At 36.0% G+C, this 26,780-nt stretch carries 31 protein-coding genes; 1 reads left to right on the top strand and 30 read right to left on the bottom strand.

Annotated elements, in window-relative coordinates:
* Window positions 1-9: 9 nt before the first annotated feature.
* From ACF3N8_RS07680 to lepA, 16 genes are all read right to left on the bottom strand, one after another.
* Window positions 10-345: a diacylglycerol kinase family protein gene (locus ACF3N8_RS07680; RefSeq protein WP_009382583.1), complete on the bottom strand. Its 336-nt coding sequence runs from the start codon at window positions 343-345 to the stop codon at window positions 10-12.
* A 1-nt stretch (window position 346) separates the two neighbouring features.
* Complete coding sequence (ybeY, locus tag ACF3N8_RS07675; protein WP_009382584.1) at window positions 347-808, bottom strand: rRNA maturation RNase YbeY; 462 nt, start codon at window positions 806-808, stop codon at window positions 347-349.
* 3 nt (window positions 809-811) lie between these two features.
* Window positions 812-1,756 carry a PhoH family protein gene (locus tag ACF3N8_RS07670; protein WP_009382585.1) on the bottom strand — a complete coding sequence of 315 codons (945 nt, stop codon included), beginning with the start codon at window positions 1,754-1,756 and terminating at the stop codon, window positions 812-814.
* 246 nt (window positions 1,757-2,002) lie between these two features.
* Window positions 2,003-2,635: a hypothetical protein gene (locus ACF3N8_RS07665; protein ID WP_009382586.1), complete on the bottom strand. Its 633-nt coding sequence runs from the start codon at window positions 2,633-2,635 to the stop codon at window positions 2,003-2,005.
* 14 nt (window positions 2,636-2,649) lie between these two features.
* A complete protein-coding gene (gene floA / locus ACF3N8_RS07660) occupies window positions 2,650-3,648 on the bottom strand; it encodes a flotillin-like protein FloA (RefSeq protein ID WP_009382587.1) in 999 nt (332 codons plus the stop codon).
* A gap of 14 nt (window positions 3,649-3,662) precedes the next feature.
* Complete coding sequence (locus tag ACF3N8_RS07655) at window positions 3,663-4,361, bottom strand: nodulation protein NfeD (RefSeq protein ID WP_009382588.1); 699 nt, start codon at window positions 4,359-4,361, stop codon at window positions 3,663-3,665.
* A 312-nt stretch (window positions 4,362-4,673) separates the two neighbouring features.
* Window positions 4,674-4,850 carry a 30S ribosomal protein S21 gene (gene rpsU, locus ACF3N8_RS07650; RefSeq protein ID WP_009382589.1) on the bottom strand — a complete coding sequence of 59 codons (177 nt, stop codon included), beginning with the start codon at window positions 4,848-4,850 and terminating at the stop codon, window positions 4,674-4,676.
* Between the two features lie 126 nt (window positions 4,851-4,976).
* The gene (gene mtaB, locus ACF3N8_RS07645; protein ID WP_009382590.1) at window positions 4,977-6,323 is read right to left on the bottom strand and encodes a tRNA (N(6)-L-threonylcarbamoyladenosine(37)-C(2))-methylthiotransferase MtaB; all 1,347 of its coding nucleotides are present in this window, start codon (window positions 6,321-6,323) and stop codon (window positions 4,977-4,979) included.
* Window positions 6,324-6,327: 4 nt separating this feature from the next.
* On the bottom strand, window positions 6,328-7,080 hold the full coding sequence (locus tag ACF3N8_RS07640) for a 16S rRNA (uracil(1498)-N(3))-methyltransferase (protein ID WP_238101953.1): 753 nt from the start codon (window positions 7,078-7,080) through the stop codon (window positions 6,328-6,330).
* Window position 7,081: 1 nt separating this feature from the next.
* Window positions 7,082-8,020, bottom strand: coding sequence for a 50S ribosomal protein L11 methyltransferase (gene prmA, locus ACF3N8_RS07635; protein WP_009382593.1), 939 nt, complete (start codon window positions 8,018-8,020; stop codon window positions 7,082-7,084).
* A gap of 2 nt (window positions 8,021-8,022) precedes the next feature.
* On the bottom strand, window positions 8,023-9,159 hold the full coding sequence (gene dnaJ / locus ACF3N8_RS07630) for a molecular chaperone DnaJ (protein WP_392449803.1): 1,137 nt from the start codon (window positions 9,157-9,159) through the stop codon (window positions 8,023-8,025).
* A 113-nt stretch (window positions 9,160-9,272) separates the two neighbouring features.
* The gene (dnaK, locus tag ACF3N8_RS07625; protein WP_238093392.1) at window positions 9,273-11,108 is read right to left on the bottom strand and encodes a molecular chaperone DnaK; all 1,836 of its coding nucleotides are present in this window, start codon (window positions 11,106-11,108) and stop codon (window positions 9,273-9,275) included.
* Window positions 11,109-11,175: 67 nt separating this feature from the next.
* Window positions 11,176-11,799 carry a nucleotide exchange factor GrpE gene (gene grpE, locus ACF3N8_RS07620; RefSeq protein WP_392449802.1) on the bottom strand — a complete coding sequence of 208 codons (624 nt, stop codon included), beginning with the start codon at window positions 11,797-11,799 and terminating at the stop codon, window positions 11,176-11,178.
* 24 nt (window positions 11,800-11,823) lie between these two features.
* Complete coding sequence (gene hrcA, locus ACF3N8_RS07615; protein WP_238100797.1) at window positions 11,824-12,792, bottom strand: heat-inducible transcriptional repressor HrcA; 969 nt, start codon at window positions 12,790-12,792, stop codon at window positions 11,824-11,826.
* A 101-nt stretch (window positions 12,793-12,893) separates the two neighbouring features.
* Window positions 12,894-14,024 (bottom strand): radical SAM family heme chaperone HemW, encoded by a 1,131-nt coding sequence (gene hemW / locus ACF3N8_RS07610; RefSeq protein ID WP_238101957.1) that lies wholly within the window; start codon window positions 14,022-14,024, stop codon window positions 12,894-12,896.
* 55 nt (window positions 14,025-14,079) lie between these two features.
* On the bottom strand, window positions 14,080-15,903 hold the full coding sequence (gene lepA, locus ACF3N8_RS07605) for a translation elongation factor 4 (RefSeq protein ID WP_009382600.1): 1,824 nt from the start codon (window positions 15,901-15,903) through the stop codon (window positions 14,080-14,082).
* 225 nt (window positions 15,904-16,128) lie between these two features.
* Here lepA and rpsT point away from each other — a divergent pair, with 225 nt between their 5' ends.
* A complete protein-coding gene (gene rpsT, locus ACF3N8_RS07600) occupies window positions 16,129-16,380 on the top strand; it encodes a 30S ribosomal protein S20 (protein ID WP_009382601.1) in 252 nt (83 codons plus the stop codon).
* A 90-nt stretch (window positions 16,381-16,470) separates the two neighbouring features.
* On the opposite strand, the gene holA is transcribed toward rpsT, so the two are convergent.
* The 14 genes from holA to ACF3N8_RS07530 form a co-directional block, all read right to left on the bottom strand.
* Window positions 16,471-17,445 carry a DNA polymerase III subunit delta gene (gene holA, locus ACF3N8_RS07595; protein WP_238093386.1) on the bottom strand — a complete coding sequence of 325 codons (975 nt, stop codon included), beginning with the start codon at window positions 17,443-17,445 and terminating at the stop codon, window positions 16,471-16,473.
* Between the two features lie 61 nt (window positions 17,446-17,506).
* On the bottom strand, window positions 17,507-19,240 hold the full coding sequence (locus tag ACF3N8_RS07590) for a DNA internalization-related competence protein ComEC/Rec2 (RefSeq protein ID WP_238101951.1): 1,734 nt from the start codon (window positions 19,238-19,240) through the stop codon (window positions 17,507-17,509).
* Window positions 19,241-19,328: 88 nt separating this feature from the next.
* On the bottom strand, window positions 19,329-19,715 hold the full coding sequence (locus tag ACF3N8_RS07585) for a hypothetical protein (RefSeq protein WP_238101950.1): 387 nt from the start codon (window positions 19,713-19,715) through the stop codon (window positions 19,329-19,331).
* On the bottom strand, window positions 19,716-20,177 hold the full coding sequence (locus ACF3N8_RS07580; RefSeq protein ID WP_009382606.1) for a ComE operon protein 2: 462 nt from the start codon (window positions 20,175-20,177) through the stop codon (window positions 19,716-19,718). It abuts the gene before it with no gap.
* A gap of 28 nt (window positions 20,178-20,205) precedes the next feature.
* Window positions 20,206-20,886, bottom strand: a complete 681-nt coding sequence (locus ACF3N8_RS07575; protein WP_009382608.1) for a helix-hairpin-helix domain-containing protein — start codon at window positions 20,884-20,886, stop codon at window positions 20,206-20,208.
* A 51-nt stretch (window positions 20,887-20,937) separates the two neighbouring features.
* Window positions 20,938-21,660, bottom strand: coding sequence for a class I SAM-dependent methyltransferase (locus ACF3N8_RS07570; protein WP_009382610.1), 723 nt, complete (start codon window positions 21,658-21,660; stop codon window positions 20,938-20,940).
* Entirely contained in the window at window positions 21,639-22,013 is a 375-nt protein-coding gene (rsfS, locus tag ACF3N8_RS07565) for a ribosome silencing factor (protein WP_009382611.1), read from the bottom strand. The genes ACF3N8_RS07570 and rsfS overlap by 22 nt, the downstream gene beginning before the upstream one ends.
* A gap of 14 nt (window positions 22,014-22,027) precedes the next feature.
* Window positions 22,028-22,597: a bis(5'-nucleosyl)-tetraphosphatase (symmetrical) YqeK gene (gene yqeK / locus ACF3N8_RS07560; protein ID WP_009382612.1), complete on the bottom strand. Its 570-nt coding sequence runs from the start codon at window positions 22,595-22,597 to the stop codon at window positions 22,028-22,030.
* Window positions 22,587-23,156, bottom strand: coding sequence for a nicotinate (nicotinamide) nucleotide adenylyltransferase (gene nadD, locus ACF3N8_RS07555; protein WP_392449801.1), 570 nt, complete (start codon window positions 23,154-23,156; stop codon window positions 22,587-22,589). Before nadD ends, yqeK begins: the two co-directional genes overlap by 11 nt.
* Before the next feature lies 1 nt (window position 23,157).
* A complete protein-coding gene (yhbY, locus tag ACF3N8_RS07550) occupies window positions 23,158-23,448 on the bottom strand; it encodes a ribosome assembly RNA-binding protein YhbY (protein ID WP_009382614.1) in 291 nt (96 codons plus the stop codon).
* Window positions 23,449-23,463: 15 nt separating this feature from the next.
* A complete protein-coding gene (gene aroE, locus ACF3N8_RS07545) occupies window positions 23,464-24,261 on the bottom strand; it encodes a shikimate dehydrogenase (protein WP_238093381.1) in 798 nt (265 codons plus the stop codon).
* 11 nt (window positions 24,262-24,272) lie between these two features.
* Window positions 24,273-25,373: a ribosome biogenesis GTPase YqeH gene (yqeH, locus tag ACF3N8_RS07540; protein ID WP_238093380.1), complete on the bottom strand. Its 1,101-nt coding sequence runs from the start codon at window positions 25,371-25,373 to the stop codon at window positions 24,273-24,275.
* A gap of 3 nt (window positions 25,374-25,376) precedes the next feature.
* Window positions 25,377-25,901, bottom strand: coding sequence for a YqeG family HAD IIIA-type phosphatase (locus ACF3N8_RS07535; protein ID WP_009382617.1), 525 nt, complete (start codon window positions 25,899-25,901; stop codon window positions 25,377-25,379).
* 44 nt (window positions 25,902-25,945) lie between these two features.
* Window positions 25,946-26,632, bottom strand: coding sequence for a 5'-methylthioadenosine/adenosylhomocysteine nucleosidase (locus ACF3N8_RS07530; RefSeq protein WP_009382618.1), 687 nt, complete (start codon window positions 26,630-26,632; stop codon window positions 25,946-25,948).
* Window positions 26,633-26,780: the final 148 nt, after the last annotated feature.

The raw sequence follows: 26,780 nt of genomic DNA, 5'->3' as shown, positions 1-26,780 counted from the left end.
TCCTTGTTGTTAAATAAGTTTCGGTATGAATATGATTATTCCAATAATGACTGCCACAATAGCCATGATTACAACACTGAACGCAGCGATATCTTTAGCATATTTAGCATAATCGTGATACTCAAGTGTCACTAAATCAACAACGTATTCAAGCGCTGTATTTATCACTTCAAAGGCAAGCACTAATCCGATTACGAGCGTGAGTATCATCCACTCTATAGGAGAAATTCCGCAAATGATTCCAAATATGATTGCAATTATCATTAACACGATGTGCAACAAGAAATTATGATCTTTTTTAAAGAGTTGAATACATCCTTCAAATGCATATTTGAAACGCTTCATATTAATCCCTTGTTAAACCATATTCATTGAGAATCTCTGTCTGACGACCAAACATTTTCTTCTCATCCGCTTCATTCATGTGGTCATAACCTAAAAGATGTAAGAAACCGTGTAGAGCTAGGAACCCAAGTTCACGTTCGAATGAATGGTTATAGCTTTCAGCCTGTTCTTTCGCAACGTCAGTACAAATAATGATGTCACCAAGAACGCGCGGCATGTCTAATCCTTCAATCTCAGGCTCATCCTCTTCTAATGCAAAAGAAATCACATCCGTCACTTTGTCTTTGTCACGATAATCTCGGTTAATACTTTGAATTTCTTCTTTATCTACGAAAGTTACGGATAATTCAGCTTCCTCTTCAATACCTTCTTTAGATTTAGCAAACGTAAGCAGGTCTTCAATTTGTTCAAACCATGAAGCCTCAACTTCATTCGTGTGATCACTAAAATCTATCGTAAACATGCTTTATTCCTCCTCATAACGATCGATAATTCTACCGACTAATGGGTGACGCACAACATCAGTTTGTTCTAACTGAAGTATCGAAAGGCCCTTAACACCTTTTAAACGTTGTTCAGCTTCAACTAAACCACTTTTAACACCTTTAGGTAAGTCAATTTGGGTTTTATCGCCTGTAACAACCATTTTAGAACCGAATCCTAAACGTGTTAAGAACATCTTCATTTGTGCATGCGTTGTATTTTGAGCTTCATCGAGAATTACAAATGCATCGTCTAAAGTTCGACCGCGCATGTATGCAAGTGGTGCAATTTCAATAATACCGCGTTCAATAAAGCGGGCAGTTTGTTCAGCACCGAGCACTGTGTTTAAACCATCATATAACGGACGTAAATACGGGTCGACCTTCTCTTTTAAGTCACCAGGTAAGAACCCTAAAGATTCGCCCGCTTCAACTGCTGGTCGCGTAAGCACAATTCGCTTAACTTCACCTTTTCTTAACGCCTTAGCTGCAAAGACGACCGCTAAGAACGTTTTACCTGTACCAGCAGGACCTATTCCAAACACCAAATCATTTTGTTTCATAGCGTGTACATACATACGTTGCCCCATTGTTTTGGCACGTATTGTTTTACCATAAGCATCTTTGGTAATTTCTTCTTCATATAAATCAATTAAATGATTGATGTTGCCGTTTTTAGCCATTTTAACTGCTGCTTGAACATCTTTAATGTTAATTGAGGCACCTTGTTCAATCACCTTTAACAGATTCTTGATAACAGATTCAGCAAGTTCAACTTCCTCAACCTTTTGACCTCTTACAGCAATTTCTTGACCTCTGGCATGAATATTGACATCAAACGCATCATCGACAAACTTTAAGTGTTCATCATTACTCCCAATTAATGCTTGTGCTTGATTGATGTCATCGATATGAATTAACTCAGGCATACATGAGCTCCTTTTCAATTGTAATTTAGTTCAATTTAAATGTATCAAAAGCATGTTAGCCATGCAATTTAATTAACTTATATCCATCTCAATTATATCACGATTCATGACACATCACCTTAAAATTGAAACTACGATTTCGCCATTTTATTCTCGCTTTCCCCAAATAAAAAGCCCCGAATAATCTCGTACTTAAGATCACTCGGAGCTTTATCATCATACTTTTTGAAAAGCCAATTTAAACATTTATAATTGTTTAGGTTTATTTAAAATTTCTGACCAAATTAACCCATTAACCACTTCATTATCTGAAAACTGATGACCTGACTTCAATTGATCTTTAGGTTTAAACTGTGCCATTAATTCTTGAATGCGAGCACGTTTTGCTCTAGGCGATAAGTATTTGTCGTCTAAGATAAGTTCAGTTTTGTATCTAATTTCAGCTAAGCGTTCGTCCTTAACCTTGTCAATTTCATAACTAACACTATCCATGTGACGACGTACATCTTCTTCAAGTTCACGTCTCACTTCAGCTTCAGCGGCACGCTTTTTCTGTTCAGAATTAGACATTTCTTTAGGTTTTTCAGTTCGAGTCGTTTGTCTTTCACGTGAAGGTGGTGTTTGTTCTTCTTGAGGTGTTTCATGTACTCTTTTAGAAGGTTTATCATCTTCCTCATCAAATACATCTGAAAAGCCACCATCTAGTTCACGTTCAACCTCTTTCATCGTGTCTTCAAACCGTTCAAAAACGTTTTTAGGTTTATTAGGTGTTTGTTGTTTAGGTCTTTGATTTTGTCGCGATTTATGACTCTTATCATTAATCGCACTAACGACCGAAATGATAATAGAGACTACAAAAATTATGAGACCTATATTCACTTATATCACCTCATTTAGTTTTCTGGTGAATCTTGGTCGCCTTGATTAGTACTCTTGTTAATTGCTTCTCTCATGCCTGTATCCGCTTCGATGTTCTTAAGATTATAATAATCTTTCACACCGATATTCCCTGAACGTAATGCTTCAGCTAAAGCAAGTGGTACTTCTGACTCAGCTTCAACAACTTTCGCACGCATTTCTTGCACACGTGCTTTCATTTCTTGTTCAGAAGCTACAGCCATTGCACGACGTTCTTCGGCTTTTGCTTGAGCAATGTTTTTATCAGCCATTGCTTGTTCAGTTTGAAGATCGGCACCAATGTTCTTACTGATATCAACGTCTGCGATATCAATAGATAAAATTTCGAAAGCAGTACCTGAATCAAGCCCTTTACTTAATACTGTCTTAGAGATATTATCAGGATTCTCAAGTACTTCTTTATGGTGTTCACTAGAACCAATTGTAGAAACGATACCTTCACCTACACGGGCGATGATTGTTTCTTCACCAGCACCACCGACTAATCGAGAAATGTTTGCACGAACTGTAATACGTGCTTTAGCTTTTAACTCGATACCATCCATCGCAACACCAGCGATAAATGGTGTTTCAATCACTTTCGGGTTAACTGACATTTGAACCGCTTCAAGTACATCACGACCTGCTAAGTCGATAGCAGCGGCACGTTCAAATGGTAAATTAATTTCAGCACGTTGAGCTGCGATGTTCGCATCAACGACACGGTCTACGTTACCACCTGCTAGGTAGTGAGACTCAAGTTGGTTCGTTGATAAGTGTAATCCAGCTTTATGCGCTTTGATTAAAGGCCCGATAACACGTCGAGGTGATACACGTCTTAAGCGCATACCTACAAGTGTACCGATACCTACTTTAACGCCAGCTGCAATCGCTGAAATCCATAATCCTACAGGAACAAACGATAGTAAAATCATTAGTGCTACGATAACGAGCACAATAATGACAATAAGAGGAATTAATCCGCTAAACATCATTTCCTATACACTCCTTATTCAATTTCTCTTACTACAACACGGGTACCTTCAACTTCAATAATCTTGACGGGCTTGTCTTTTAAAATAAAGGGACCATCAGAAACCGCATCTATTCGATCATCATTTAAGACAATGACCCCAGATGGTCTTAGGTCTGTAACGGTGTTAGCTACTTCTCCAACTAAATGCGATAAATCATCGTGAGATGTATATCCTGACTCACGACTCGTCGAATCTTTAAGTACCACATTCTCAAAAAATGGAATCTTACGTTTGAAAAATTTCACTAAAATCACCCACTCAATAATTGCTAAAATTAATGCAATGACAACATTAACTAGCATTTGTAATAAATTATCTCCCAACGAAACAATACTAAATATAATCAGCACTAATCCGGTAATACCGAGCACAGCACCTACTACGAATAGTTCAAGAATTAAAAAGATAACCCCGACTATAAATAGTATGAATGTTAGAAAGCTCATACTGCCTTCGATTAAGAACCCTAAAAAGAAGACCAGTAAAGCTAATGTAGCGATAATACCAATGATATTAATTCGTTTAGAATATAATTGGTACAAAAACCCTAAAAAGATCACACACGTTAAAACTAATGAAATTAAAGGTGAGGTAATCATTTTACTTAACATATTCATCCAACTATTATCTTGTGTATTTTGAAGAAAAGTTAGTATATGTAAATTCATCATGGGATAACCTTTCACCTCACTCCCTAATTTAAGTATACATTAAATACAAGCGTATAAATAGGTGTTTTATTTAGAATTGAATATATTATCAACCTTTTTATATCACCCTCTAAAATTTAAAGAATCATTATGATTGAAACGCATTTTTATGCATACTTCTTGCATTTATGCGCGTTCAAGGTTGCCTCCTTTTGAAAAGCCATACCCCTATAACTTGGCTTTTCAGATATAAAAATAACAGCCTAAGACATGTGTCTTAGACTGTTATTCATAATGAATTTATGTGTTGAGGGAGATCAACAGATTCATTAATTATTTAAATTTACGCTTACGTGCAGCTTCTGATTTTTTCTTACGCTTAACACTTGGTTTTTCGTAGAATTCACGTTTACGTACTTCTTGAATCGTACCGCTCTTAGAAACAGAACGTTTGAAACGACGTAAAGCGTCATCGATTGATTCGTTTTTACGGACTACTGTTTTAGACATCTGTATTTCCCTCCCTCCAAATCTCAAGAAAGCTTTATATTATCTTTACATAGTCTTATAACTATGTACAACAAGTATAATATAAGTCGCTTTTACGGTCAAATGCGAATTTCATAAAATTTACATTTAAACTAATACTTCTTTATTTGACTGATTTGTAGCATGTTCAACGACTCTTAAGAGTTGACCTTTATTTATTGGATAGTTAGGTTCTGTAATCTTTACTTTGACAAGTTCACCAATTAATGATTCGTCACCGTCAAATTCCACTTTCATGTAATTATCAGCATAGCCAACTAAGATGCCATCGTGAGAGCCTTTTTCTTCAGGGATCACTTCAAGAACATCTTGGTCAAATTTAGAAGCATATTGTTTCGCAAGCTGATTACTTAAATTGATTAAACGATGCACACGCTCATTCTTCACTTCTTCGTCAACTTGATCGTCCATACGAGCGGCTGGCGTACCAATTCTTGGAGAATATGGGAATACGTGTAGTTCTGAGAAGTGATGGTCGACAATAAAGTCGTATGTTTGTTGGAATTCTTCTTCTGTTTCACCTGGGAACCCAACTATAACGTCACTTGTAACTGCTAAGCCAGGTAAAGCTTCATGTAATTTCGTTAAACGCTCAGAGAAATGTGCCATTGAATATTTACGTCTCATACGTTTTAACACTGAGTCTGAACCTGATTGTAATGGTACGTGTAAGTGACGCACTACTTTAGTAGACTGTTGTAACACTTCAATCACTTCGTCTGTTAATTGGCTTGCTTCGATTGAAGAAATACGAATACGCTCTAAGCCATCAACCGTTTCAAGATCTCGTAGTAATTGCGCGAGATTATAATCTTTAAGGTCTTGACCATAACCACCAGTGTGAATACCAGTTAGAACGATTTCTTTATAACCTGAATTCACAAGTGTTGTTGCTTGTTCAACCACTTTCTCAGGATCTCTTGAACGCATTAAACCACGTGCCCAAGGGATGATACAGAACGTGCAGAAGTTATTACAGCCTTCTTGAATCTTAAGTGATGCACGCGTACGGTCTGTAAAGTAAGGCACTTCAAGTTCTTCGTATGTACGGTTCTTCATGATATTACCGACACCGTTGATTGGTTCACGTTCTTTACGATACGTTTCAATGTAATCTAATAAGCGTGAACGACCTTCTGTACCTACTACAATATCCACACCAGGAATTTCCATAATTTCTGCTGAAGATGTTTGAGCGTAGCAACCTGTCACGCAAATAACTGCATCAGGATTTTTACGAATTGCACGACGAATAATTTGACGACTCTTCTTATCGCCAGTGTTTGTTACTGTACATGTATTAATAACGAATACGTCAGCGTTTTGATTGAAATCAACGCGTTCATAATCCGCATCTTTAAATAATTGCCAAATTGCTTCAGTTTCATAATGATTTACTTTACAACCTAAAGTATGAAAAGCAACTGTTGACATTTAATCACCTCATTAATTCTAATTCATAGCTTATCGCACTTAATACATAAAGTGGTGCTGTTTCTGCGCGTAATATACGAGGCCCTAAACCTACGGCACAGCCTACTTCAGTTAACTTCTCGATTTCGTTTTCACTAAAGCCACCTTCAGGACCTGATACAAATAAGATTTTGTCACCTGCTTTAAACTTTTGAGTTAAAGCTTTCAAATGACTAACTTCACCACGTTTGGCTGACTCTTCATATGCGATAATGACATAATCATATTGATTAATAATATCATATATTTCATTAAAGTTCGACATGTATTTAATAGAAGGTATCGATAAACGATAACTCTGCTCAGCAGCTTCTTTAATGATCTTTTCCCAACGCGATAGCTTTTTAGAGGCTTTATTTGGTTGTAACTTAACTACATTTCGTTCCATTTCAGTACCAATAAAGTGTTTAGCACCTAATTCAGTTGCTTTTTGTAACATCCATTCGTATTTATCGGCTTTGATGAGTCCGCTTAAAATCGTAACTTCAACAGGCATTTCACTCATAACATCTAAAGCTTCGATAGTTTCAACTTCGATGGCTTCGTTAGAAATGTCTATGATCTCACACTTAAATACCTTTTCATCGTTAAACGTGAAGACGATGTGATCTTCAGGCTGCATGCGCATCACCTTAGAGATATGATGGATATCATTTTTTTCTTGTATAAAAAAACGCTGATTTAAATCAGCGCTTTCTGTTAGGAAATATCGTTGCATATTATTCGCTCACTTTCTGACAAACGATGCATACCCAACCGTTGTCTTCTTTTAAATTGATGTGTTTAAAACCAACGCGCTTTAATTGTTCAATGATTTGATTACTTTTTTCTATTATAATACCCGATGTGATAAAGTAACCACCATCATTCAATTTATCATATGCATCTTCAATCATTTGTTCAATAATATGTGCTAATATATTTGCGATTATAACGTCATATTTGCCAGTTTCTTCTTTTAAAAGGTTGCCAGTTGCGGCTTCAATATCTTGAGCACAGTTATTCTTTTCAAAGTTCTCAACCGCAACGTTAACTGCCATTTGGTCAAGGTCAATTGCTTTAATTCGCTTAGCCCCCATGAGGTGACTTGCAATACTTAAAACACCTGAACCAGTACCCACGTCTATAACCGAATGTTCTGGTTTAACGATGTCTTCAATTGCACTCAGACACATGTAAGTAGTTGGGTGATCCCCTGTTCCAAAGGCCATACCAGGGTCTAACTCTATACATTTTTCTTCAGTATCTTGCGTTTCGTAATCTTCCCAACTTGGCACAATTGTAAAATGTTTTGAGGCTTTAAATGGATGAAAATAATGTTTCCATTCATTTTCCCAGTCAGATTCTTGTAGATGCTTAACATGCAGTTGAATAAAGTTTTGATCAGCATCATCTAAGTTAAGAATCGCTTGTTCAATGTTTTGTTGTAAGGTTTCACTGAAGTCTAACTCATTGAAATAACACTTTACACGTATACCTTCCTCAGGATAGTCATCTGGATTAAGATCATAAATTTCTCCGTATTGATCTTGACGTTCTTTCGTTAATTCTTCAGGGTCTTCAATGACGACACCTGAAGAACCAAAGTCAACTAAGAGAGACGTCACTAAAGATTCTATCTCACGATTGATATTGATTGATAATTCAATCCATTTCATGATTATTCTCCTTTAAAGAAACGTCTCGCTTTATCTGTGAAACTTGATGGTTGGTCATTAATTGACTCCCCACTAATTTCAGCAAATTCTTTCATAAGTTCACGTTGTCTTTCAGTTAATTTGTCTGGCGTTCTAACATTAACGTCTACGAATAAGTCACCGTAGCCATATCCATGTACGTTCTTAATACCTTTTTCTTTTAATCTAAATTGCTTACCTGTTTGCGTACCTGCAAGGATTGTAAGCATAACATTACCATTTAGCGTAGGTATTTTGACTTCATCACCTAAAGCAGCTTGTGGGAAACTGATGTCTAAGTGATACAGAATGTGGTCGCCATCACGTTCGAATGTTTGAGAAGGTTTGACTCTAAATACGATGAATAAATCACCTGCTGGACCACCATTTTCACCTGGTGAACCTTGACCTTGAAGTCTAATTTGTTGTTCGTTGTCAACACCTTCAGGGATTGTTACTTGTAATTTAACGTTTTTCGTTTCAGTACCTTTACCATGACAATTTGGGCATGGTTCTTCAAATTCTTGACCTGAACCATTACATGATGGACATACTTTTTCAGTTCTTACGCGACCAAGGATCGTATTTTGTTCAACTGATACACTTCCTGCACCGTGACAGTAGTTACAAGTTTTCTTTTTAGTACCAGGTTTAGCACCTTCACCATCACAAGTATCACACTTAACATCTTTACGTATAGATATCTCTTTTTCGCCACCAAAGACTGCTTCTTCGAATGTAACAGTCATAGTGTATTGAAGGTCGTCACCTTTACGTGGCGCGTTTGGATCACGTTGACGTGCGCCTCCACCAAAGAATGAACTAAAGATATCTTCGAAGCCACCGCCAGAGAATCCACCAAAGTCTTGACCACCAAATCCTTGGCTGCCATAGCCGCCTTGAGCACCTGCATGGCCAAATTGGTCGTAGTTAGCACGTTTATTTTCATCACTTAGGACTTCATAAGCTTCAGAAATTTCTTTGAACTTCTCATCCGCACCTTCTTCGTGGTTAATATCTGGATGATATTTTTTAGATAATTTGCGGTAAGCTTTTTTTATTTCATCCTTAGAAGCACTTTTACTTACACCAAGGACTTCATAGTAGTCTCGTTTTGCCACAGTTATCTCTCCTTTATGTTTAAAATCGTGAAATGATTACGTTTATATTTTATTCAAGAAAAAAGTCAAAGCCAATAGCATTGACTTTGACTTTTAATGATTGAAGCTAGAACTTATTTGTTGTTTTTATCATCGTCGTCTTTAACTTCTTTATAATCAGCATCTTCTACATTGTCGTCTTTAGATTGTTGTTGACCTTCAGCACCTTGTTGAGCTTGTTGTGCTTGCTCATACATCTTCATAGTTAATTGTTGAACAACTTGTTCTAAAGCTTCTTTCTTAGACTTGATGTCTTCGATATCGTCGCCTTCTAGAGCTGATTTTAATTCGTCTTTCTTAGTTTCGGCATCTTTCTTGTCTTCTTCAGAAACATTGTCACCAGCATCTTTTAACGTCTTATCAACTTGGAATACAAGTTGGTCAGCTTCGTTACGTAAGTCTACTTCGTCACGACGTTTTTCATCGGCTTCTTTATTTTGTTCAGCTTCTTTAACCATACGATCGATTTCGTCGTCTGAAAGTGATGAGCTTGATTCGATCGTAATTTTTTGTTCTTTGTTAGTACCTAAGTCTTTAGCAGTTACATTAACAATACCGTTTTTATCGATATCGAAAGTAACTTCGATTTGAGGTACACCGCGTGGAGCTGGTGGAATGTCTGTTAATTGGAAACGACCAAGTGTTTTGTTGTCGTTAGCCATTGGACGTTCACCTTGTAATACGTGAATATCTACTGCTGGTTGGTTGTCAGCTGCTGTAGAGTAAACTTGTGATTTAGATGTTGGGATTGTAGTGTTACGTTCGATTAGTTTATTGAAACGTCCACCCATGATTTCAATACCTAATGATAATGGTGTTACGTCTAATAATACAACGTCTTTAACGTCACCAGTGATAACGCCACCTTGGATAGCAGCACCCATTGCTACTACTTCGTCAGGGTTAACACCTTTGTTAGGTTCTTTACCGATTTCTTTTTTAACAGCTTCTTGTACAGCTGGGATACGAGTAGAACCACCAACTAGGATAACTTCGTCAATTTCAGAGCTTGATAAACCAGCATCTTTCATTGCTTGACGAGTTGGTTCCATTGTTTTACGGATTAAGTCATCAGCTAGTTCTTCGAATTTAGCACGTGTAAGGTTAGTTTCTAAGTGAACTGGACCTGCTTCACCAGCTGAAATGAATGGTAATGAAATTTGAGTTGAAGATACACCTGATAAGTCTTTCTTAGCTTTTTCAGCAGCATCTTTAAGACGTTGTAATGCCATTTTATCTTGAGATAAATCAATGCCATTTTCTTTCTTGAATTCTGATACTAAGTGGTCGATGATAACTTGGTCGAAGTCATCCCCACCTAAGCGGTTGTCACCAGCTGTAGATAATACTTCAAATACACCGTCACCAAGTTCTAAGATAGATACGTCAAACGTACCGCCACCTAAGTCGAATACTAATACTTTTTGATCTTGGTCTGTTTTATCTAAACCGTAAGCTAAAGCTGCTGCAGTTGGTTCGTTGATAATACGTTCAACTTCTAAACCAGCGATTTTACCAGCATCTTTAGTCGCTTGACGTTCACCGTCGTTGAAGTATGCAGGTACAGTGATTACTGCTTTTTCAACTTTTTCACCTAAGTAACTTTCAGCAGTTGATTTTAAATTTTGTAAAATCATAGCTGAGATTTCTTGAGGTGTATATTGTTTACCTTCGATATCTTCTTTATGGTCTGTACCCATGTAACGTTTAATAGATTGAATTGTATTAGGGTTAGTGATAGCTTGACGCTTAGCTACTTCACCTACTTGAGTTTCACCGTTTTTAAATGCTACAACAGATGGTGTTGTTCTAGCACCCTCTGGGTTTTGAATTACTTTTGGTTCGTCACCTTCTAATACTGTTACACAACTATTTGTTGTACCTAAATCAATACCAATTACTTTACTCATAATTAACAATTCCTCCTATTTAGTCAAAACAATTTTATTTTTACATAATGGTTTCTATTCGTCAAAATTATTGATTTACTTTAACCATTGCAGCTCTTAAGACACGCTCTTTAAGCTTGTATCCTTTTTGGAGCTCAGCTGTAACAATACTAGAATCATATTCTGAATTGTCATCTTGCATAACTGCTTGGTGGACATTAGGGTCAAATTCATGACCAGTAGTTTCAATAACTTCCATACCATTTTCTTCTAAGGCTTTACCTAAACTATCATAAACCATTTGAACGCCTTTTTTAAGTGATTGGAATGATTCATCAGAACCTTCAATTTGAAGTGCACGTTCAAGATTGTCTAATGTAGGTAAAATGTCTGTTAATACTTGTTGAGACTGATACTTTTTAAGTGTTTCATTCTCTTTCTGAATACGTCTCTTGTAGTTTTCAAATTCTGCACGTAAACGTAAGAATTGATCTTCTTTTTCGTCTACTTCTTTTTTAAGTTGTTCAATTTCTTGATCTTTTTCATCTACTTGCTCATTAGATTCAGATTGTTCTTCATTGTTTTCATTTTGATTATCTTCTGAATCTTGAGACTGAACTTCTTCATTCTCATTAGAAGCTTGAGTTTTGTTTTCAGCTTCTTCGTTAGCAGCTTCATTTTGTTGTTTTAAATCTTCATCATGTTCTGCCATTACTAGCCCTCCATAATAATATATTTACCAAATACGTCCTAATAATTGGATAACATCATGATATCTCATTGCGGTAGGACCGATAACCGCAATATGGCCTTTAGATTCATCATCAATATGGTAATCACTTGTGATGATTGATATTTCATCTAGCCCTTCATCGATTTCTTTACCGATTTTTACATTAATACGTGCATCATTCATGTGATCAATTAACGACATAATTTGATTAGATTCGATGTACTGCAAGATAGGTTGTATCGATGAAACATTAGATTCATTTAAAGCATCAATCAGTTTCACCTTACCACCCATAAAGACACCGTAAGCATTATTACTAATCTCAGTTTTAATTAATGTATTAATCTGTTGTATCAACTTTTGATAAGACGTTGCATCAAAATCATCTCGCATTCCAACTTCATTACGAGTTTGGATTTCGTTCGTGATGTAATTTGATAACATTATCAAATCATCAGTACTGTAAGAATCCGGCGTTGATAAATGAAGATGATCGACGTGACCAGTATTAAAGACAACTACCATTACAAGATGGTGTTCTGTAGCTTTAATTAGATGCACAGTGTTAATTTGGTGCTCTGAATGATTAGGACCAACCACAAGCGTTGTATACTCTGACATTGATGATATTTCATTAGCAAACTCGTTCAAAGTCGAGGTCATATCATAATGATTATTCACTAACATGTCACTTATATGATTTAATCTTTCATTATTTTGGAATGAATGTTGATCTAAAATGTGGTTAACGTAAAAGCGAAAACCTAAATTTGAAGGTACACGCCCTGACGACGTGTGCGTCTTCTCTATGAGAGACATTTCTTCTAAGCGTTTCATATCGTTACGAATTGTCGCTGGACTTACATTCACACCATGTCTTTCAATTAAACTTTTTGAGCCGATAGGTTGTCCTAAATCAACATAATCTTCAACAATCGCATTAAGTATGCGAAATTGCCGTTTTGTAATCATGTTATCACCTCATTAGCACTCATCACTTTCAAGTGCTAATTATAATTTAACAAAAAGGTCAAAGTAAGTCAACGTGAACGCTTTTGAATTTAATTTTTTATTTAATCCCCTATCAGAAAGGCTTCAAAGACTTCATTACCGATTACTCTACCTCGATTCGTCAAAGCGATATTTTGACCATCTTCAATAAGCAAACCTTTCTCAACGTATTTAGGTATCGTTTGACCAAAGACGTCGTTTGGTGTTTGATGGTACCTCTTGTAAAAGCGATCTTTATTAACGCCTTGATTCATTCTGAGTCCTAGAAACATCTCTTCTTCCATTTGTTCTTTAAGCGTTGGGCGAGACGCGTGCAACAATGGTCGTTCGTTATGCTTAATATGTTTGATGTAATGATTAACAGGATTCACGTTAGTGTAACGTTCGCCATCTACATAACCACTAGCTCCAGCACCAAACCCATAGTAATAATCGTTCTTCCAATAAACTTGGTTATGGATTGAATCATGTCCTTTTTTCGCAAAGTTGGATAATTCATATTGTTGAAAAGGCGTTTCGATAAGTCGATGCATCAGATATTCATACATTTCAGCACCAATATCTTGATTAGGTAGTTTCAATTTGCCTTGACGATACATATTATAGAACTGCGTTTTAGGTTCGAGTATGAGCCCATAACTCGAAATATGATCAATATCCATTTCAATACTACGGTTAAGACTATCTCCAAACTCATTCATGGTTTGAGTTGGCAAGTGGTACATTAAGTCAAGACTTATAGACGGGATACCCACCGCTCTTGCATCGTCAACTGAGCGATATATATCCTCAGTACGATGTGTGCGTCCTAATATTTCTAATAAGCGAGGTTCAAACGTTTGCACCCCCATTGATATACGGTTAACACCATAGTCTTTAAGGAGCTGTACTTTTTCTCTCGTTAATTCATCGGGGTTTGCTTCAAAAGAAAACTCTTTAGTAATTTTAAATTGATTTTGAATGGCTTTTAAAAGATATTCAAGTTGATGCATCGAAAGTGCTGTCGGCGTTCCACCCCCGACAAAAAGTGTTTGAATCGTTTGTTTAGGGATCGTTGCCATTTCTGCTTTTAAGCACTCTAGATAGGTATCTACGGGTTGGTTTTGAATATAGTATTTGTTGAAATCACAATATGTGCATATGCGGACACAAAACGGGATATGTATATAAACACTTTTAGCCATAACTATCATCTCAACTTTCATAAATTAAAACGGGTAGGGAGACCCTAACCCGTTTGTCATCTTATTATTCATCATCCATTTTTAATACTGCTAAGAAAGCGTCTTGAGGAATCTCAACATTACCTACTGCTTTCATCTTAGCTTTACCAGCTTTTTGCTTTTCAAGTAGTTTACGTTTACGACTAATGTCACCGCCGTAACATTTAGATAGAACGTTTTTACCCATTGATTTAATATTAGTGCGGGCTACAATTTTGTGACCTACCGCTGCTTGAACAGGTACTTCGAACTGCTGGCGCGGAATGAGCGTTTTAAGCTTTTCAACAAGTGCTTTACCACGTTCATAAGCAAAGTCTCTGTGTACGATGAAGCTTAGCGCATCAACTTTACTACCATTTAAAAGAATATCCATCTTAACAAGCGTACTTTCTTTATTCTCGATGAATTCATAATCAAATGATGCATAACCTTTTGTATTAGATTTAAGTTGGTCAAAGAAATCGAAAACGACTTCAGATAATGGAAGTTCATAAACGATGTTCACTCGAATATCATCTAAATAATCCATGTTTACAAATTGACCACGCTTACGTTGGCACAGTTCCATAACAGGTCCAACATAATCATTTGGAACCATCATTGTAGCTTTTACGAATGGTTCGTAAATCGCTTCAATTTGGTCACGCTCAGGCATTTGTGCTGGGTTATCAACAAAGATTTCTTCACCATTCTTCATGTGAACGGTATATATAACAGATGGTGCAGTAGCGATGAGTTCGATACCAAACTCACGCTCAATACGTTCTTGAATAATTTCCATGTGTAACATACCTAAGAAACCAGTACGGTAACCGAAGCCTAAAGCTTGAGAAGACTCAGGTTCGAACTCTAGCGAAGCATCGTTAAGTTGAAGTTTCTCTAAGGCTTCACGTAAGTCATTATATTTCGCATTATCAATTGGGAATAGACCACAGAATACCATTGGGTTTAATTTCTTATACCCTTTTAATGGGTTGTCTGCAGGACGTTCAGCATGGGTAATCGTATCACCAACACGAGAGTCATCAACATTCTTAATATTTGCGATAATGTAACCTACATCGCCGACTGTTAACTCTTCAATTGATAATGGTTTTGGCGTATTAATCCCTACTTCAGTTACCTCAAATTCTTTACCTGTAGCCATCATTCTGATTTTATCTCCAGGTTTAACGACACCATCAATTACTCGAATAGATGAAATTACACCGCGGTATGGGTCATATTCAGAGTCAAAGATAAGTGCTTTAAGGGGTGCTTCAGGATCACCTTCTGGAGGAGGTACCATATCTACGATTTTCTCAAGAATTTCATCGATACCAATGTTAGATTTAGCACTCGCAAACACAACATCGTCCTTGTCTAAACCAATTACATTTTCGACTTCTTCTGCTACACGTTCAGGTTCAGCCGCAGGTAAGTCGATTTTATTGATTACAGGTAATAGTTCTAAATCATTATCTAAAGCTAAATATACGTTAGCTAACGTTTGTGCTTCGATACCTTGAGCAGCATCTACAACAAGAATCGCACCTTCACAAGCTGCTAAAGAACGTGATACTTCATATGCGAAGTCGACGTGCCCAGGTGTATCGATTAAATGGAATATGTATGTTTCTCCATCGTTAGCTTCATATTTTAAACGAACTGCGTTAAGTTTGATTGTGATTCCGCGTTCACGTTCTAAGTCCATTGAATCTAATAGTTGCGCTTGCATATCTCGTGACTCAACAGATTTCGTATTCTCTAAAATTCTATCAGCGATGGTAGATTTACCATGATCAATATGCGCGATGATAGAAAAATTTCTGATCTTCTCTCTTCTATTAATACGCTCTTGTTTATCCATTACATCCGACTCACTTTCTAAAAAGAATTACCTGTAGCTTTCTATTGCATCTTTGATATAATAACGTTTTTACAACATAATTGCAAATCTTGATCGTTCGCTTTGCCTTAAGTAAAAGAACTTTAATAATTAATGATTGCTAAAAGAACGTGATTTTGGTAAAATATTTTTTGTTGTAATCAAATTTATTTGATCATTCTAGTTCACTTTTAGGAGGTGACCGAAATGCCAAACATTAAATCTGCAATCAAACGTGTAAGAAGAACTGAAGTTGCTGAAGAAAGAAACATTTCTCAAAAGAACAATATGCGTACAGCAGTTAAACGTGCTAAATCAGCTATTGAAAACAATGCTGATAACAAAGCTGAGTTAGTAAATGTTGCGATTAAAAAAATCGACAAAGCAGCTCAAAGCAACTTAATTCACTCAAATAAAGCTGACCGCATGAAATCTAAATTAATGACAGCTGCAAAATAATGTTATAAAACAACTGAGATACGTCTCAGTATGAAATTAGGGTTAAAGCTCATTTCTATATGAACTTTAACCCTTTCTTTATGCCTTCTTTTAGAGACTTAGTATAAATAATTCGAGTATAAGCACTTTATCCATGTAAGATGACTTTAATTTGTAATCTGTCTCAACACAGGAATCCATAATTTTGAGTAATGTTTCTAGATCATACTTACGTGCTTGACCTAAAGCAAGTTTAACGCGATATGGGTGAACACTTACTGTTTTGGCAATTTGTTGACCACTATACCCTTTCTGACTCAATATCTTACATTGATAGAATAAGCGATAGTTACTTGTAATGAGCGCCAATAACTTGATTGGTTCCTCTTTCATATATACTAAATCTTTAACTAAATGAATTGCTTTTTCTTTCTTCCCTTTTTGAATATATTCAGTAAGTAAAAACACATTTTGTTCCAAACTACGACTTACAATTTGTGAAACATCACGCTTTGTAATCGTAGGATTATCGCCTAAGAAGAGCATGAGTTTCTCAAGTTCTTGTTTAATAATGTTGTAATGAATGCCTGTAAGTTCGATAAGTAAATCAAGTGCATCCTGTTTGATATCTTTATAGTGATCGTTTAAATAGCGTTTAATCCATGCTTTCATTTCCTCTTCGGTCATTTGGTCAATCTTTTTTAATGTAGCATGTTTCTTAAGTGTTTTAACAAGCTTCTTACGTTCATCTAACTTTTGATTATATATTTCAAATATGACTAATGTATGATCATCGTATTTTTCAATAAATTCCATAAGTTGTTGAAGATTATGGTTAACATCCTTAGGCGCTTTTTCACCTGTAAAAACAAACGCATTTTGAATGAGTACGACTTTCTTATCTGATAAAAAAGGTAAAGTTAACGCTTCTTCAATACATTGTGTGATTTCAGTATGATACAAATCAAACTTAACAAAGTTAAAGTCATCTTTAGGTTCATCGAGATAAGCTTCTACTTTTTCATTAGAGAATTTACGAATGAGTTCTGGTACTTCGCCATAAACTGCAATCAGATTATTCGACATCTTCAAGCGCCCTTTCTAATTATCATTGCTTCATTATATCATCTACGGTTTATTTAGACTATTAACGGACACTTTCTTGATAAATTTGGAGCTGATCCCCTAACTCAAAAACAACATGTTCATGCTTTTGCGTATCGTATAATATCGTTTGGTGTTGAAGCAACCGTGACACGACCTCTTTATTAGGAAGCCGGTACACATTGTTTTTACCGCTAGATATGACACTAAAGGTTGGATGAATCGTTTCAATAAACTTAGGACTAGAGCTTGTTTTACTTCCGTGATGTCCTACCTTAAATATATCGATATGCGGAAGATCATATTGATTTAAGAGCTTTTCTTCATTGCGCGCGGTAGCATCTCCCATAAAGAGAAGACGATACTGATTGATGTTAGCTAAAACAACGATTGAGTGTTCATTCGGATCATCGCTTGTATCAATGTAGCCATCTAAAAAATTAAATTCTACCTCGTCAACTTGTAGCTGATTCATTGATTTAACATCTGTTAATTGAAAACGATATGTTTTTGAAAGTGTTTCAAAAGCTTGTAATAAAGATGGTTCAAAGCTACCTTTATTAATAATGACATGCTTGATAGGCACTTTTTGAAGCAAGTTTTCGATTTCGCCGTAATGATCTTTATGAGGGTGTGTAATAATCAAATGGTCTAAGTGAGTAATACCGTGTCTTTTCAGTAAAGGATACGTGTTGCGTTCTGTAATACTTTTAGAAGATTTCCGACTTGAGTGCTCGTGCTCTAACCCTCCTGTATCAATCATAATATAATGATGCTTTTTAGTTTCAAACAACGTTGAATCACCCTGTCCAACATCGATAAACGTTAATTTAGTACCATGAAATATAAATATAAACTTTAGACATAGTATTAACGTGAGCAAACATACTATTGCGGCTTTGGGCTTTTTATGAGTGAAACAAACGAAAATCGTTAAAACTAGGATAAACGTTATACATAAATATAATGGCGTTAAGTCTTGGACGTGCCATTTAAAGCGCGTAAGTGGTTCAAAGAGTCGTAATAATATATCTTGTAGTCGAAACAACCAACTTGCGATAAAAGTTATGAGGAATGGTGCTTGTCCGAAAGTGAGTACGATTAAGAAGTACAGAAATACGAATGGTAAAATGATGATTGAATATAGTGGAACGAATACAATGTTTGAAATGAGCCCAATCCATTGGACCTCGTTAAAAGCATATATACTAATTATCATGGCACCAAACTGTGCTATCGCAGTGATACTTATAAGCTGTTGGAACCTGCTTAATTGACTTAGAAATGTTTTAGATAATATTAGAAAGCATGTTATAAGATAAGAAAATTGAAACCCTAAATGAAATAATATTTCTTTATTTATTAAGCACATACATATAAATAATACACTCAGTATCTCTAATAAATAAGGCCGGCATACCTTAGGTAAAAACAATAAAATTAAACACATCGATACCGCTCGAATCGCACTAGGTTGCATGCCTGTGAAGATAGCATAACTGGGTAGTAAGACGACGAGCGCTATATTGATATAAATAATAGGTATATTCAAACGCAGCATGATGTATCGTACGCATAGACAAAATAAGCCTACATGTGTGCCACTTACCGCAAACAAATGATAGATACCTAGTTGACGTATCAAGTCGAGTTCACTTGAATCTATTGTTTTAGTGCTACCTGATATTAAGGAAACAATTTTATCTGACCCAAAATGCGGGTGCGCTTGAATACGTTGTATAATATGTGAGCGGAATACGTTAATGTGCGATATCACATTTTTAGGTAGGGGCTTACATGTTTCAAAGTGTATGTTTTGTGCGATAAAAATGCCTTTAGACTTGTATTGTTGCGAGGTATTTTGCTTAAAGGAGCCTTCTACTTGGCACGTATGATAAGTAATATATAGCTTGTTTATCTAAAGCTTTTCTTGGTATCAAAAATTTGTATGGTTCGTCTTGGTACGTGATGTCAGTTAACAAGTTAGGTTCTTTAAGTTCAAATTCATCGAGAAATTGTAATGTGTAAGTTGATTTCGTAGCTAACATTTGGGTGGTTTGACTATCATCATGGCTTTCAGGCGTATACCAGTAGAATCCGCCTAACATTGCGATTAAAGACAAACCACCGAATAATTTAAAAAGCGACTTTCGTAATAAGATAAAGCCGTTTAGCAAGCATAAAGTGATTGAAAGATAAATATTATAATGAAACAAAGCTCCAATTAAAAAACTTAAAGCGATATGAAACAATTAGCGCTCCAAGAAATACTGGGCAATATGTTTCGGATTGAAAGGTACCTTTTGATATGTAATGCCAGATTGTTCTAGTAATTGAATTGCATAATCATGGTTATGATAATTTTCAGCGTAATAGACTGTCGTAATACCTGCTTGAATTATAGACTTCGTACAATTTAGACAAGGAAAATGCGTCACATATATCGTTGCATTATGTGCTGAAACACCCTGTTTCGCACATTGTAATAAAGCATTCATTTCAGCATGTATCGTTCTTATACAGTGTCCATCTTCAATTAAACAACCTTCATCAATACAATGTACTTCACCAGCAACCGAGCCATTATATCCGCCGGCGATAATACGGTTATCTTTCACAATCGTGGCACCTACAGATAATCTTATACAAGTTGATCGTAGTGATAAAAGATAACTTTGAGCCATAAAATAGTCCGTCCAATTAATACGTTCCATCAACTCACCTCCTAGATACGTGTGATACCTATATTGTAAAATAATCTTTTAATTTCTCAAAGGTTTTCTCTCCAATGCCCTTTACTTCTTTCAATTCTTCTACTGACTGAAAGGCTCCTTTCTCATTTCGATAATCAATGATCGCTTTCGCTTTTTGAGGACCAATACCTGGTACTTTAGTAATGTCTTGTTCAGTTGCTTGATTTAAATTAACGCTTACTTCACCGCTATTATTACTTGTACTCGAGGTCGGTTCCATAGACGTAGTATGAACACCATTTGGTTTAGGTCCTTCGTCATATTTAGAAGGTATATAAATGAGTTTTTGATCTTGAAGTCTTTCAGATAAATTGATTTGAGATAAATCCGCTTCTGGTAAGACACCAGCACGATCTAACAATTGCTTGATGCGATCATTCTCTTTCATCTCATACACATTTGGAGACCTTACAGCACCCTTAATATCAACCATTAATCGTTTATCCTTCGACTTAGTCTCACCTACTTTCGAATGCTTTTTTGTATCATATGTTTTGTCACCTAGTATAGGTTGAGGTTGTTCGTTAATCGGTTTCATGGATTCTTGAGAATTCATATCTGAAGCACCGAACTGGCTATAACCCATCACAATTAAAATGAGTGCACCAATACCTATTAATACATGCACTTTATACTTCATGACTAACGACTTAAATTGATTAATATCCATACAAAAAAACCTCCCTCATATATATAAACGAGGGAGGTCAAATTTTTACTTTTACTTTTTCACAACAAAGAATAAACGATCGCTATGTTCGTCCTTACGATGACGATCAAAATCATAAAATGTTTCGATGTCACTGAAGCCCGCTTCTTTTAACCAAGTAGCATAAGTCTCGAGCGTATACGTTTGTTGGTAATGACTTTCATCAACACGTCGATATAAGTCATTGTTGTCTTGTATAAAAAATGTCATATCGTGCCAAACACTATATGGTTCTTCGCCTTCGACAGCGTCCCATACAAGCATAAAGTCTTCTTGCTCATCACGGTATGTTTGATTATGAAACAGCGTTTCCATCTTGTAAATCGTGTGCACGTCAAATATAAAGACGCCATCTTGATCTAAATGCTTGTATACATTTTCAAAGGTTGCTTTGACTGCTTCAGTGTCCTTCAAATAATTCAGTGCATCACAAAATATCGTGATAACATCGAACGTTGTTTTTAAGTCGAAGTCAGACATATCACCTTCAAGCCATCTCACATCACGTGATTTAGCACGCGCTAATGCGAGCATCTCTACGCTCAAATCCATCCCAGTAACCTGACCTAGGCGCGTTAATCGATGCGTTAAGCTTCCTGTACCACAACCGATATCGAAAATTTTTAAATTACTACGCTTGGGCACATACGTTTCAACGATATCTTGCCATAAGTCATAAGGTTGGTCTTCTGTTAATCGATCGTAGTACTGACTTAGTTCTGTGTACTGTGACATAAATTCATAACCTCGTCGTATGAATAAGACGTTGCATCTTGATATAAGCGCTCTAAATTATAATAATCACGTTCATCTTTATGGAAGATGTGCACAACGACATCTGATAAATCAACTAATGTCCAACGTGCTTCTTGATACCCTTCCATACGTTTTACGTCATATCCTTTTTCATACGCTTTATCTTTAACAGCTTTAGCAATTGCTTGAACTTGACGTTCATTATTACCATGGCAAATTAAAAAGTAATCCGATATATCATGGATACCTTTCATATCTAAAGCAATAATATCTTCACCTTTTTTATCGCCAATGGCACGAGTGCTTTCAATTAGTAAATCTTTTGAATTCATTCAATCATCCTTTTTTATTTCGCATTTAAATTATAATAATTTAGACATTCAATCGTTGACTTATAGACACTAATATCTTTTTCAATTAAGAATAACACGGTACGCTTAGAAATTTCATAAATGGTATGGTCTAAGTTCCCTGTTTTAAAAGCCATCTCTCTAATATCATCTACTCCAGGTGTAGTGCGTCCAGGTTCTATATAATCTGCTATAAATATAATTTTTTCATTTTTAGTCATATTTTGTCGACCAGTTGTATGATTTTTAATAGCTAGAAGAATCTCTTCATCATCTATTCCAAAATCATGCTTCATCACCGCCGCACAAACAGGACCATGCAGAATTTCACCGCCATAACCAAGTAAGTCATTCTCAAGTTCGTATTTTCTAACGACTTGATACATGTCACTTAACTCATCATATTTACAATAATCATGTAAGATTCCAGCTAGCTTCGCTTGTTTAACGTCACCATCATGTTTCTTAGCTAACTTTACAGCAGTATCTGCTACGCGTAATGAATGGTCAAAGCGTTTCTTTGGTAATTTCTCTTCAATTAATGCGATTGCTTCTTTAGCTTTCATATAAGGAAGCCTCCTTTATATAGGTTTCGATATCTTTAGAAACGAGAAGTTGGATACTTTCATGTTGTTGGATACGTTCTCTAATCATCGTTGAGCTAATATCAAACCTTGGAATTGAAATGGCAATCATACCATCTTCAACTTCTTGTGTTTCTTTCTCTCTATTTACAACAACAAATGTAACTAATTGTTTGAGTGCATCAATATGATACCATTTGTCGAGCTGATTATACTGATCAGTGCCAATCACGAAGTAAAAGGCATAATCTGAATACGTTTCAGTCAGTGCTTTAATCGTATCGTACGTATAACTTTCACTTTTACGTTCGATTTCATCAAGACGGCATTCACCAAAGCCTAAATGGCGTATTGCCAGTTCCACCATTTGAATACGATGTTTCACGTCAATTTGTGATTGATGCGTTTTAAGCGGCGACATATAGCTCGGCATAAAGAAAAATTTATCCGGTTGTATGTGATGATAAACTTCAGATGCGACAAGTTCATGCGCGGTATGAAGCGGGTTAAATTGACCGCCATATATGACAATCTTTTTCATATTATGGTAACTCGATTTGTTTATTGTCACTTGATTCTTTATATAACACAATCATAGAACCAATGACTTGAACGACTTCACTTTGCGTGTGTTCGCTTAAACTTTCTGCTAAATCTGATTTATCATCAAAGTTATTTTGTAGTACGTGAATTTTAATTAATTCTCTCTTTTCTAAGACATCATTAATTTGATCAACCATATTTTCATTTATACCTGATTTACCAATTTGAAATATCGGGTCTAAATGATGTGCTTTACTTCTTAAAAAGCGTCTTTGTTTACCTGATAACATATCTAGTCTCCTTTTTTATAAATATTCGATAACTTTATTCTTCATAGCTTCTATATCAGCAGTGTGACCTGTCCAAATTTTAAAGCTTTCGGCACCTTGTTGCACAAACATATCTAAACCATTATATATAGGGTTGCCTTGTGCCTTTGCTGCTTTTAGAAAAGGCGTTTCACTCGGCGTATAAACGATATCACTAACGAGTGCCCCTCTTTTAAGATTTGTAAGTTCGATAGGTAGTTCTTGATTATCTTTCATACCTAGTGGCGTTGTGTTAATAACGATATCAAATTGGTCTAATTCTGAGGCCGCTTCATTGAGTGACATTGTATGAACATCTAATTGCCAAGAATCAAATCTTGATAGCGTACGGTTCGCTACAGTAACCTTATGTTCGGTAATTTTATCTAAAGCGTGCGCGATACCTTTACTCGCACCGCCTGCACCTAATATGAGTATCTTTCGATGTTTTAAATGTAGGTCTAGTTCAATTAATCCTTTAACATATCCAATGCCATCTGTATTATAGCCTATCCATTTACCATTTTCGATCTTCACGGTATTTACAGCACCAATCGCACAGCTAGCTTCATCAATCACATCGAGGTACGACATGATCTCAGTTTTATGAGGAATCGTGACATTAAAGCCATCTAGGCCTTTTGAAGTGATAATTTCTTTAATTAAATGCATATCTTTAGGTGGAACATTTAAGGCCTCATAGCCGTAGTCTAAGTTAAGTGCTTGAAAATTCGCATGATGCATGACTGGTGATAATGAATGGTCAATTGGATGACCGATAACTGCAAATTTCATGACATTCACTCCTACATAATTGATGGTCTTAACGTAACATCTACATTTCTAGGGACTTTAACAACGAACTTCGCACCGCTTTCAATCGTAATAAAACCTAATCCAGATATCATAACATCTTTCTTGTGTTTACCCGTTTCAAGTTTAACTGTCTTGATTTGATCCAAATTGAATTGAGATGGATCTTTAGGTGGTTCTAGAACATCACCAAGTTTTGTTTCCCATAAACGATCGGCATTTTCAGTTTTTGTACGATGTATGTGTAACTCATTTGAAAAGTAACACACGAGTGGTCGCTTTCCACCTTCATGATAATCAATGCGTGCTAGACCACCAAAGTATAATGTTTGGCCTTCGTTTAATTGAAAGACGCGCTGCTTGATTTCCTTTTTAGGCATAATGATTTTAAGTTCTTTATCAGAAACCAAATGCGTCATTTGATGTTCTTGGATAATACCCGGTGTATCAAACATAAAGCTATCGTCATTTAAAGGTATATCTATCATGTCTAACGTTGTCCCAGGGAAGCGAGAAGTTGTCACAACGTCTTTCTCTCCAACACTAGTTTCAATTAATTTATTGATTAAAGTCGATTTACCAACATTTGTCGTTCCTACGATATACACGTCATCTTGACCACGGTATTTCTCAATCGTTTCGAGAAGCGTTTCAAGACCGATATTCTTTTCAGCTGATAATAATACAACTGCTTCCGTTTCTAAGCCGTATGAACGTGCAGTACGTTTAATCCACTCGGTAACGCGTCTCTTATTGATTTGTTTTGGTAATAGATCAATCTTATTAGCTGCTAAGATAATTGGTTTATTACCAACGATACGTTTGATGGCATGAATAAATGATCCTTCAAAGTCGAAAATATCAACTACATTGACAACGATACCTTTCTTGTCAGAGAGACCAGTAAGTAAGTCTAAGAAGTCTTCACTATCCATACCTACATCTTGCACTTCATTGTAATGCTTTAAGCGAAAGCAACGTTTACATATAACATCTTCTTTACCAATATTGTGCGCGGGTACATATCCAGACTTCTTAGGATCTTCTGATTGAAGTGTAGCACCACAACCGATACATTTATACGTTTCTTGCAATCGTTATTCCTCCCAATCTATATATCCTTTTCTTTTAAAGTATTTAAGTAAACGACGTTCGAAAACACGATTGATTCGTGTCGTAAAACCATCTGTATTCTTTACAGGTACCACCATAATGGTATATAAGCCATTTCGATTACCACCGAAGATGTCAGTTAACATTTGGTCACCTATAACTAGTGTTTCTTCTGGTTTAATATTCATGAGGTCAACGGCCTTTCTGAATGATTTACCTCTAGGTTTATGTGCACGACAAATATAATCGACGCCTAGAGGTTTTGAGAACACAGAAACACGTTCTTCATTATTATTTGAAACGATGGTTACTTTGATGCCTTTTGCATCAGCTTCTTTAAACCATCTCTCGACAAGTTCAGTTGGCGCTTCAACGTCCCAACCTACTAATGTATTATCTAGGTCTGTAATAATACCTTTAATGTTCATTTCAACAAGCTTTTCAGGTTTGATTTCATAAATTGAATTTACATATTCATTAGGCATAAAATACTTTTTTATTAAGCTCATGTGTAGATTCCCCTTAACTACTCAAATATAATGTTTGATACTGTTTAAATGGCTTTTAAAAGATGCTCAACCATCTCACTAGATGACACTGAGGCATCCTTTAAGAATGTTTCGAAGGATACATCCGCGTTACCGTCTGCTAAATCTGAGATTGCACGCGTAACGATGAATGGCACGTCGAATTGATAGCAAACTTGACCAATCGCAGTAGCTTCCATGTCACAAGCCATCGCTTTAGGGAGCTGAGCTTTAATACCATCTTTTTGTTCCTTAGTGCCGATAAAGCTATCCCCACTAACAATTAATCCAGATTTACCATTTAAAGACATTTGAGGTAACACATCTAATGTTTGTTTAAGTAACTCATCGTTCGCCTTGAATGATGCAGGCATATTTGGAATTTGACCGAAAGTATAACCAAACGCACGTGCATCTGCATCGCTATAAATGACTTCGTTACTTACAACAACGTCTCCGATATTTAACGAAGCGTCTAAAGCACCTGCTGAGCCAGTGTTAATAATATATTCAGGATTAAATTTCTCGATTAAAAGTGTTGTTGAGATTGCTGCGTTCACTTTCCCGATTCCTGATTGAGTAAGAACAATGTCTTTATTGTTAAGTTGTCCTTTGTAAAAGATAACGTGCGCAATCTTGATTTCTTCTATATCTTGTATTTTATTTTTTAGAATTTCAACTTCTTCTTCCATTGCACCAATGATTCCGATCATGATGGATGCCCTCCTCATATACTCATAACACCAATATTTTAACATATTTCAGATATGCTAAGAAAATTTAACTAAAGTCGACTTGTACAATATTACCACAGTTTCAATGACTACCGAAATACAAAAAAGCAATTTAAGGCCGCATTGA

Origin of the sequence: Staphylococcus massiliensis (genome assembly GCF_043186315.1) — a bacterium.
In the GTDB taxonomy this organism is placed as follows: Bacteria; Bacillota; Bacilli; order Staphylococcales; family Staphylococcaceae; genus Staphylococcus; species Staphylococcus massiliensis.
This window is presented reverse-complemented; position numbering and strand designations above follow the sequence as displayed.

What these genes read in the sequence shown, in the direction of transcription:
- aroE (WP_238093381.1), bottom strand. Translation starts at nt 24,261, where the DNA reads ATGAAATTTGCAGTTATCGGTCATCCAATTGACCATTCATTATCACCA.
- ACF3N8_RS07575 (WP_009382608.1), bottom strand. Translation starts at nt 20,886, where the DNA reads ATGGATATTAATCAATTTAAGTCGTTAGTCATGAAGTATAAAGTGCAT.
- ybeY (WP_009382584.1), bottom strand. Translation starts at nt 808, where the DNA reads ATGTTTACGATAGATTTTAGTGATCACACGAATGAAGTTGAGGCTTCA.
- ACF3N8_RS07580 (WP_009382606.1), bottom strand. Translation starts at nt 20,177, where the DNA reads ATGGAACGTATTAATTGGACGGACTATTTTATGGCTCAAAGTTATCTT.
- nadD (WP_392449801.1), bottom strand. Translation starts at nt 23,156, where the DNA reads ATGAAAAAGATTGTCATATATGGCGGTCAATTTAACCCGCTTCATACC.
- ACF3N8_RS07535 (WP_009382617.1), bottom strand. Translation starts at nt 25,901, where the DNA reads ATGAGCTTAATAAAAAAGTATTTTATGCCTAATGAATATGTAAATTCA.
- grpE (WP_392449802.1), bottom strand. Translation starts at nt 11,799, where the DNA reads ATGGCAGAACATGATGAAGATTTAAAACAACAAAATGAAGCTGCTAAC.
- ACF3N8_RS07655 (WP_009382588.1), bottom strand. Translation starts at nt 4,361, where the DNA reads ATGATGAATTTACATATACTAACTTTTCTTCAAAATACACAAGATAAT.
- hemW (WP_238101957.1), bottom strand. Translation starts at nt 14,024, where the DNA reads ATGATAGTTATGGCTAAAAGTGTTTATATACATATCCCGTTTTGTGTC.
- dnaK (WP_238093392.1), bottom strand. Translation starts at nt 11,108, where the DNA reads ATGAGTAAAGTAATTGGTATTGATTTAGGTACAACAAATAGTTGTGTA.
- ACF3N8_RS07680 (WP_009382583.1), bottom strand. Translation starts at nt 345, where the DNA reads ATGAAGCGTTTCAAATATGCATTTGAAGGATGTATTCAACTCTTTAAA.
- lepA (WP_009382600.1), bottom strand. Translation starts at nt 15,903, where the DNA reads ATGGATAAACAAGAGCGTATTAATAGAAGAGAGAAGATCAGAAATTTT.
- hrcA (WP_238100797.1), bottom strand. Translation starts at nt 12,792, where the DNA reads ATGATTACAAAACGGCAATTTCGCATACTTAATGCGATTGTTGAAGAT.
- holA (WP_238093386.1), bottom strand. Translation starts at nt 17,445, where the DNA reads ATGTCGAATAATCTGATTGCAGTTTATGGCGAAGTACCAGAACTCATT.
- mtaB (WP_009382590.1), bottom strand. Translation starts at nt 6,323, where the DNA reads ATGTCAACAGTTGCTTTTCATACTTTAGGTTGTAAAGTAAATCATTAT.
- floA (WP_009382587.1), bottom strand. Translation starts at nt 3,648, where the DNA reads ATGATGTTTAGCGGATTAATTCCTCTTATTGTCATTATTGTGCTCGTT.
- ACF3N8_RS07670 (WP_009382585.1), bottom strand. Translation starts at nt 1,756, where the DNA reads ATGCCTGAGTTAATTCATATCGATGACATCAATCAAGCACAAGCATTA.
- rpsU (WP_009382589.1), bottom strand. Translation starts at nt 4,850, where the DNA reads ATGTCTAAAACAGTAGTCCGTAAAAACGAATCAATCGATGACGCTTTA.
- ACF3N8_RS07570 (WP_009382610.1), bottom strand. Translation starts at nt 21,660, where the DNA reads ATGTCACAGTACACAGAACTAAGTCAGTACTACGATCGATTAACAGAA.
- yqeK (WP_009382612.1), bottom strand. Translation starts at nt 22,597, where the DNA reads ATGAAAGCTAAAGAAGCAATCGCATTAATTGAAGAGAAATTACCAAAG.
- rpsT (WP_009382601.1), top strand. Translation starts at nt 16,129, where the DNA reads ATGCCAAACATTAAATCTGCAATCAAACGTGTAAGAAGAACTGAAGTT.
- prmA (WP_009382593.1), bottom strand. Translation starts at nt 8,020, where the DNA reads ATGAAATGGATTGAATTATCAATCAATATCAATCGTGAGATAGAATCT.
- yhbY (WP_009382614.1), bottom strand. Translation starts at nt 23,448, where the DNA reads ATGTTATCAGGTAAACAAAGACGCTTTTTAAGAAGTAAAGCACATCAT.
- ACF3N8_RS07530 (WP_009382618.1), bottom strand. Translation starts at nt 26,632, where the DNA reads ATGATCGGAATCATTGGTGCAATGGAAGAAGAAGTTGAAATTCTAAAA.
- rsfS (WP_009382611.1), bottom strand. Translation starts at nt 22,013, where the DNA reads ATGAATTCAAAAGATTTACTAATTGAAAGCACTCGTGCCATTGGCGAT.
- ACF3N8_RS07640 (WP_238101953.1), bottom strand. Translation starts at nt 7,080, where the DNA reads ATGCAACGATATTTCCTAACAGAAAGCGCTGATTTAAATCAGCGTTTT.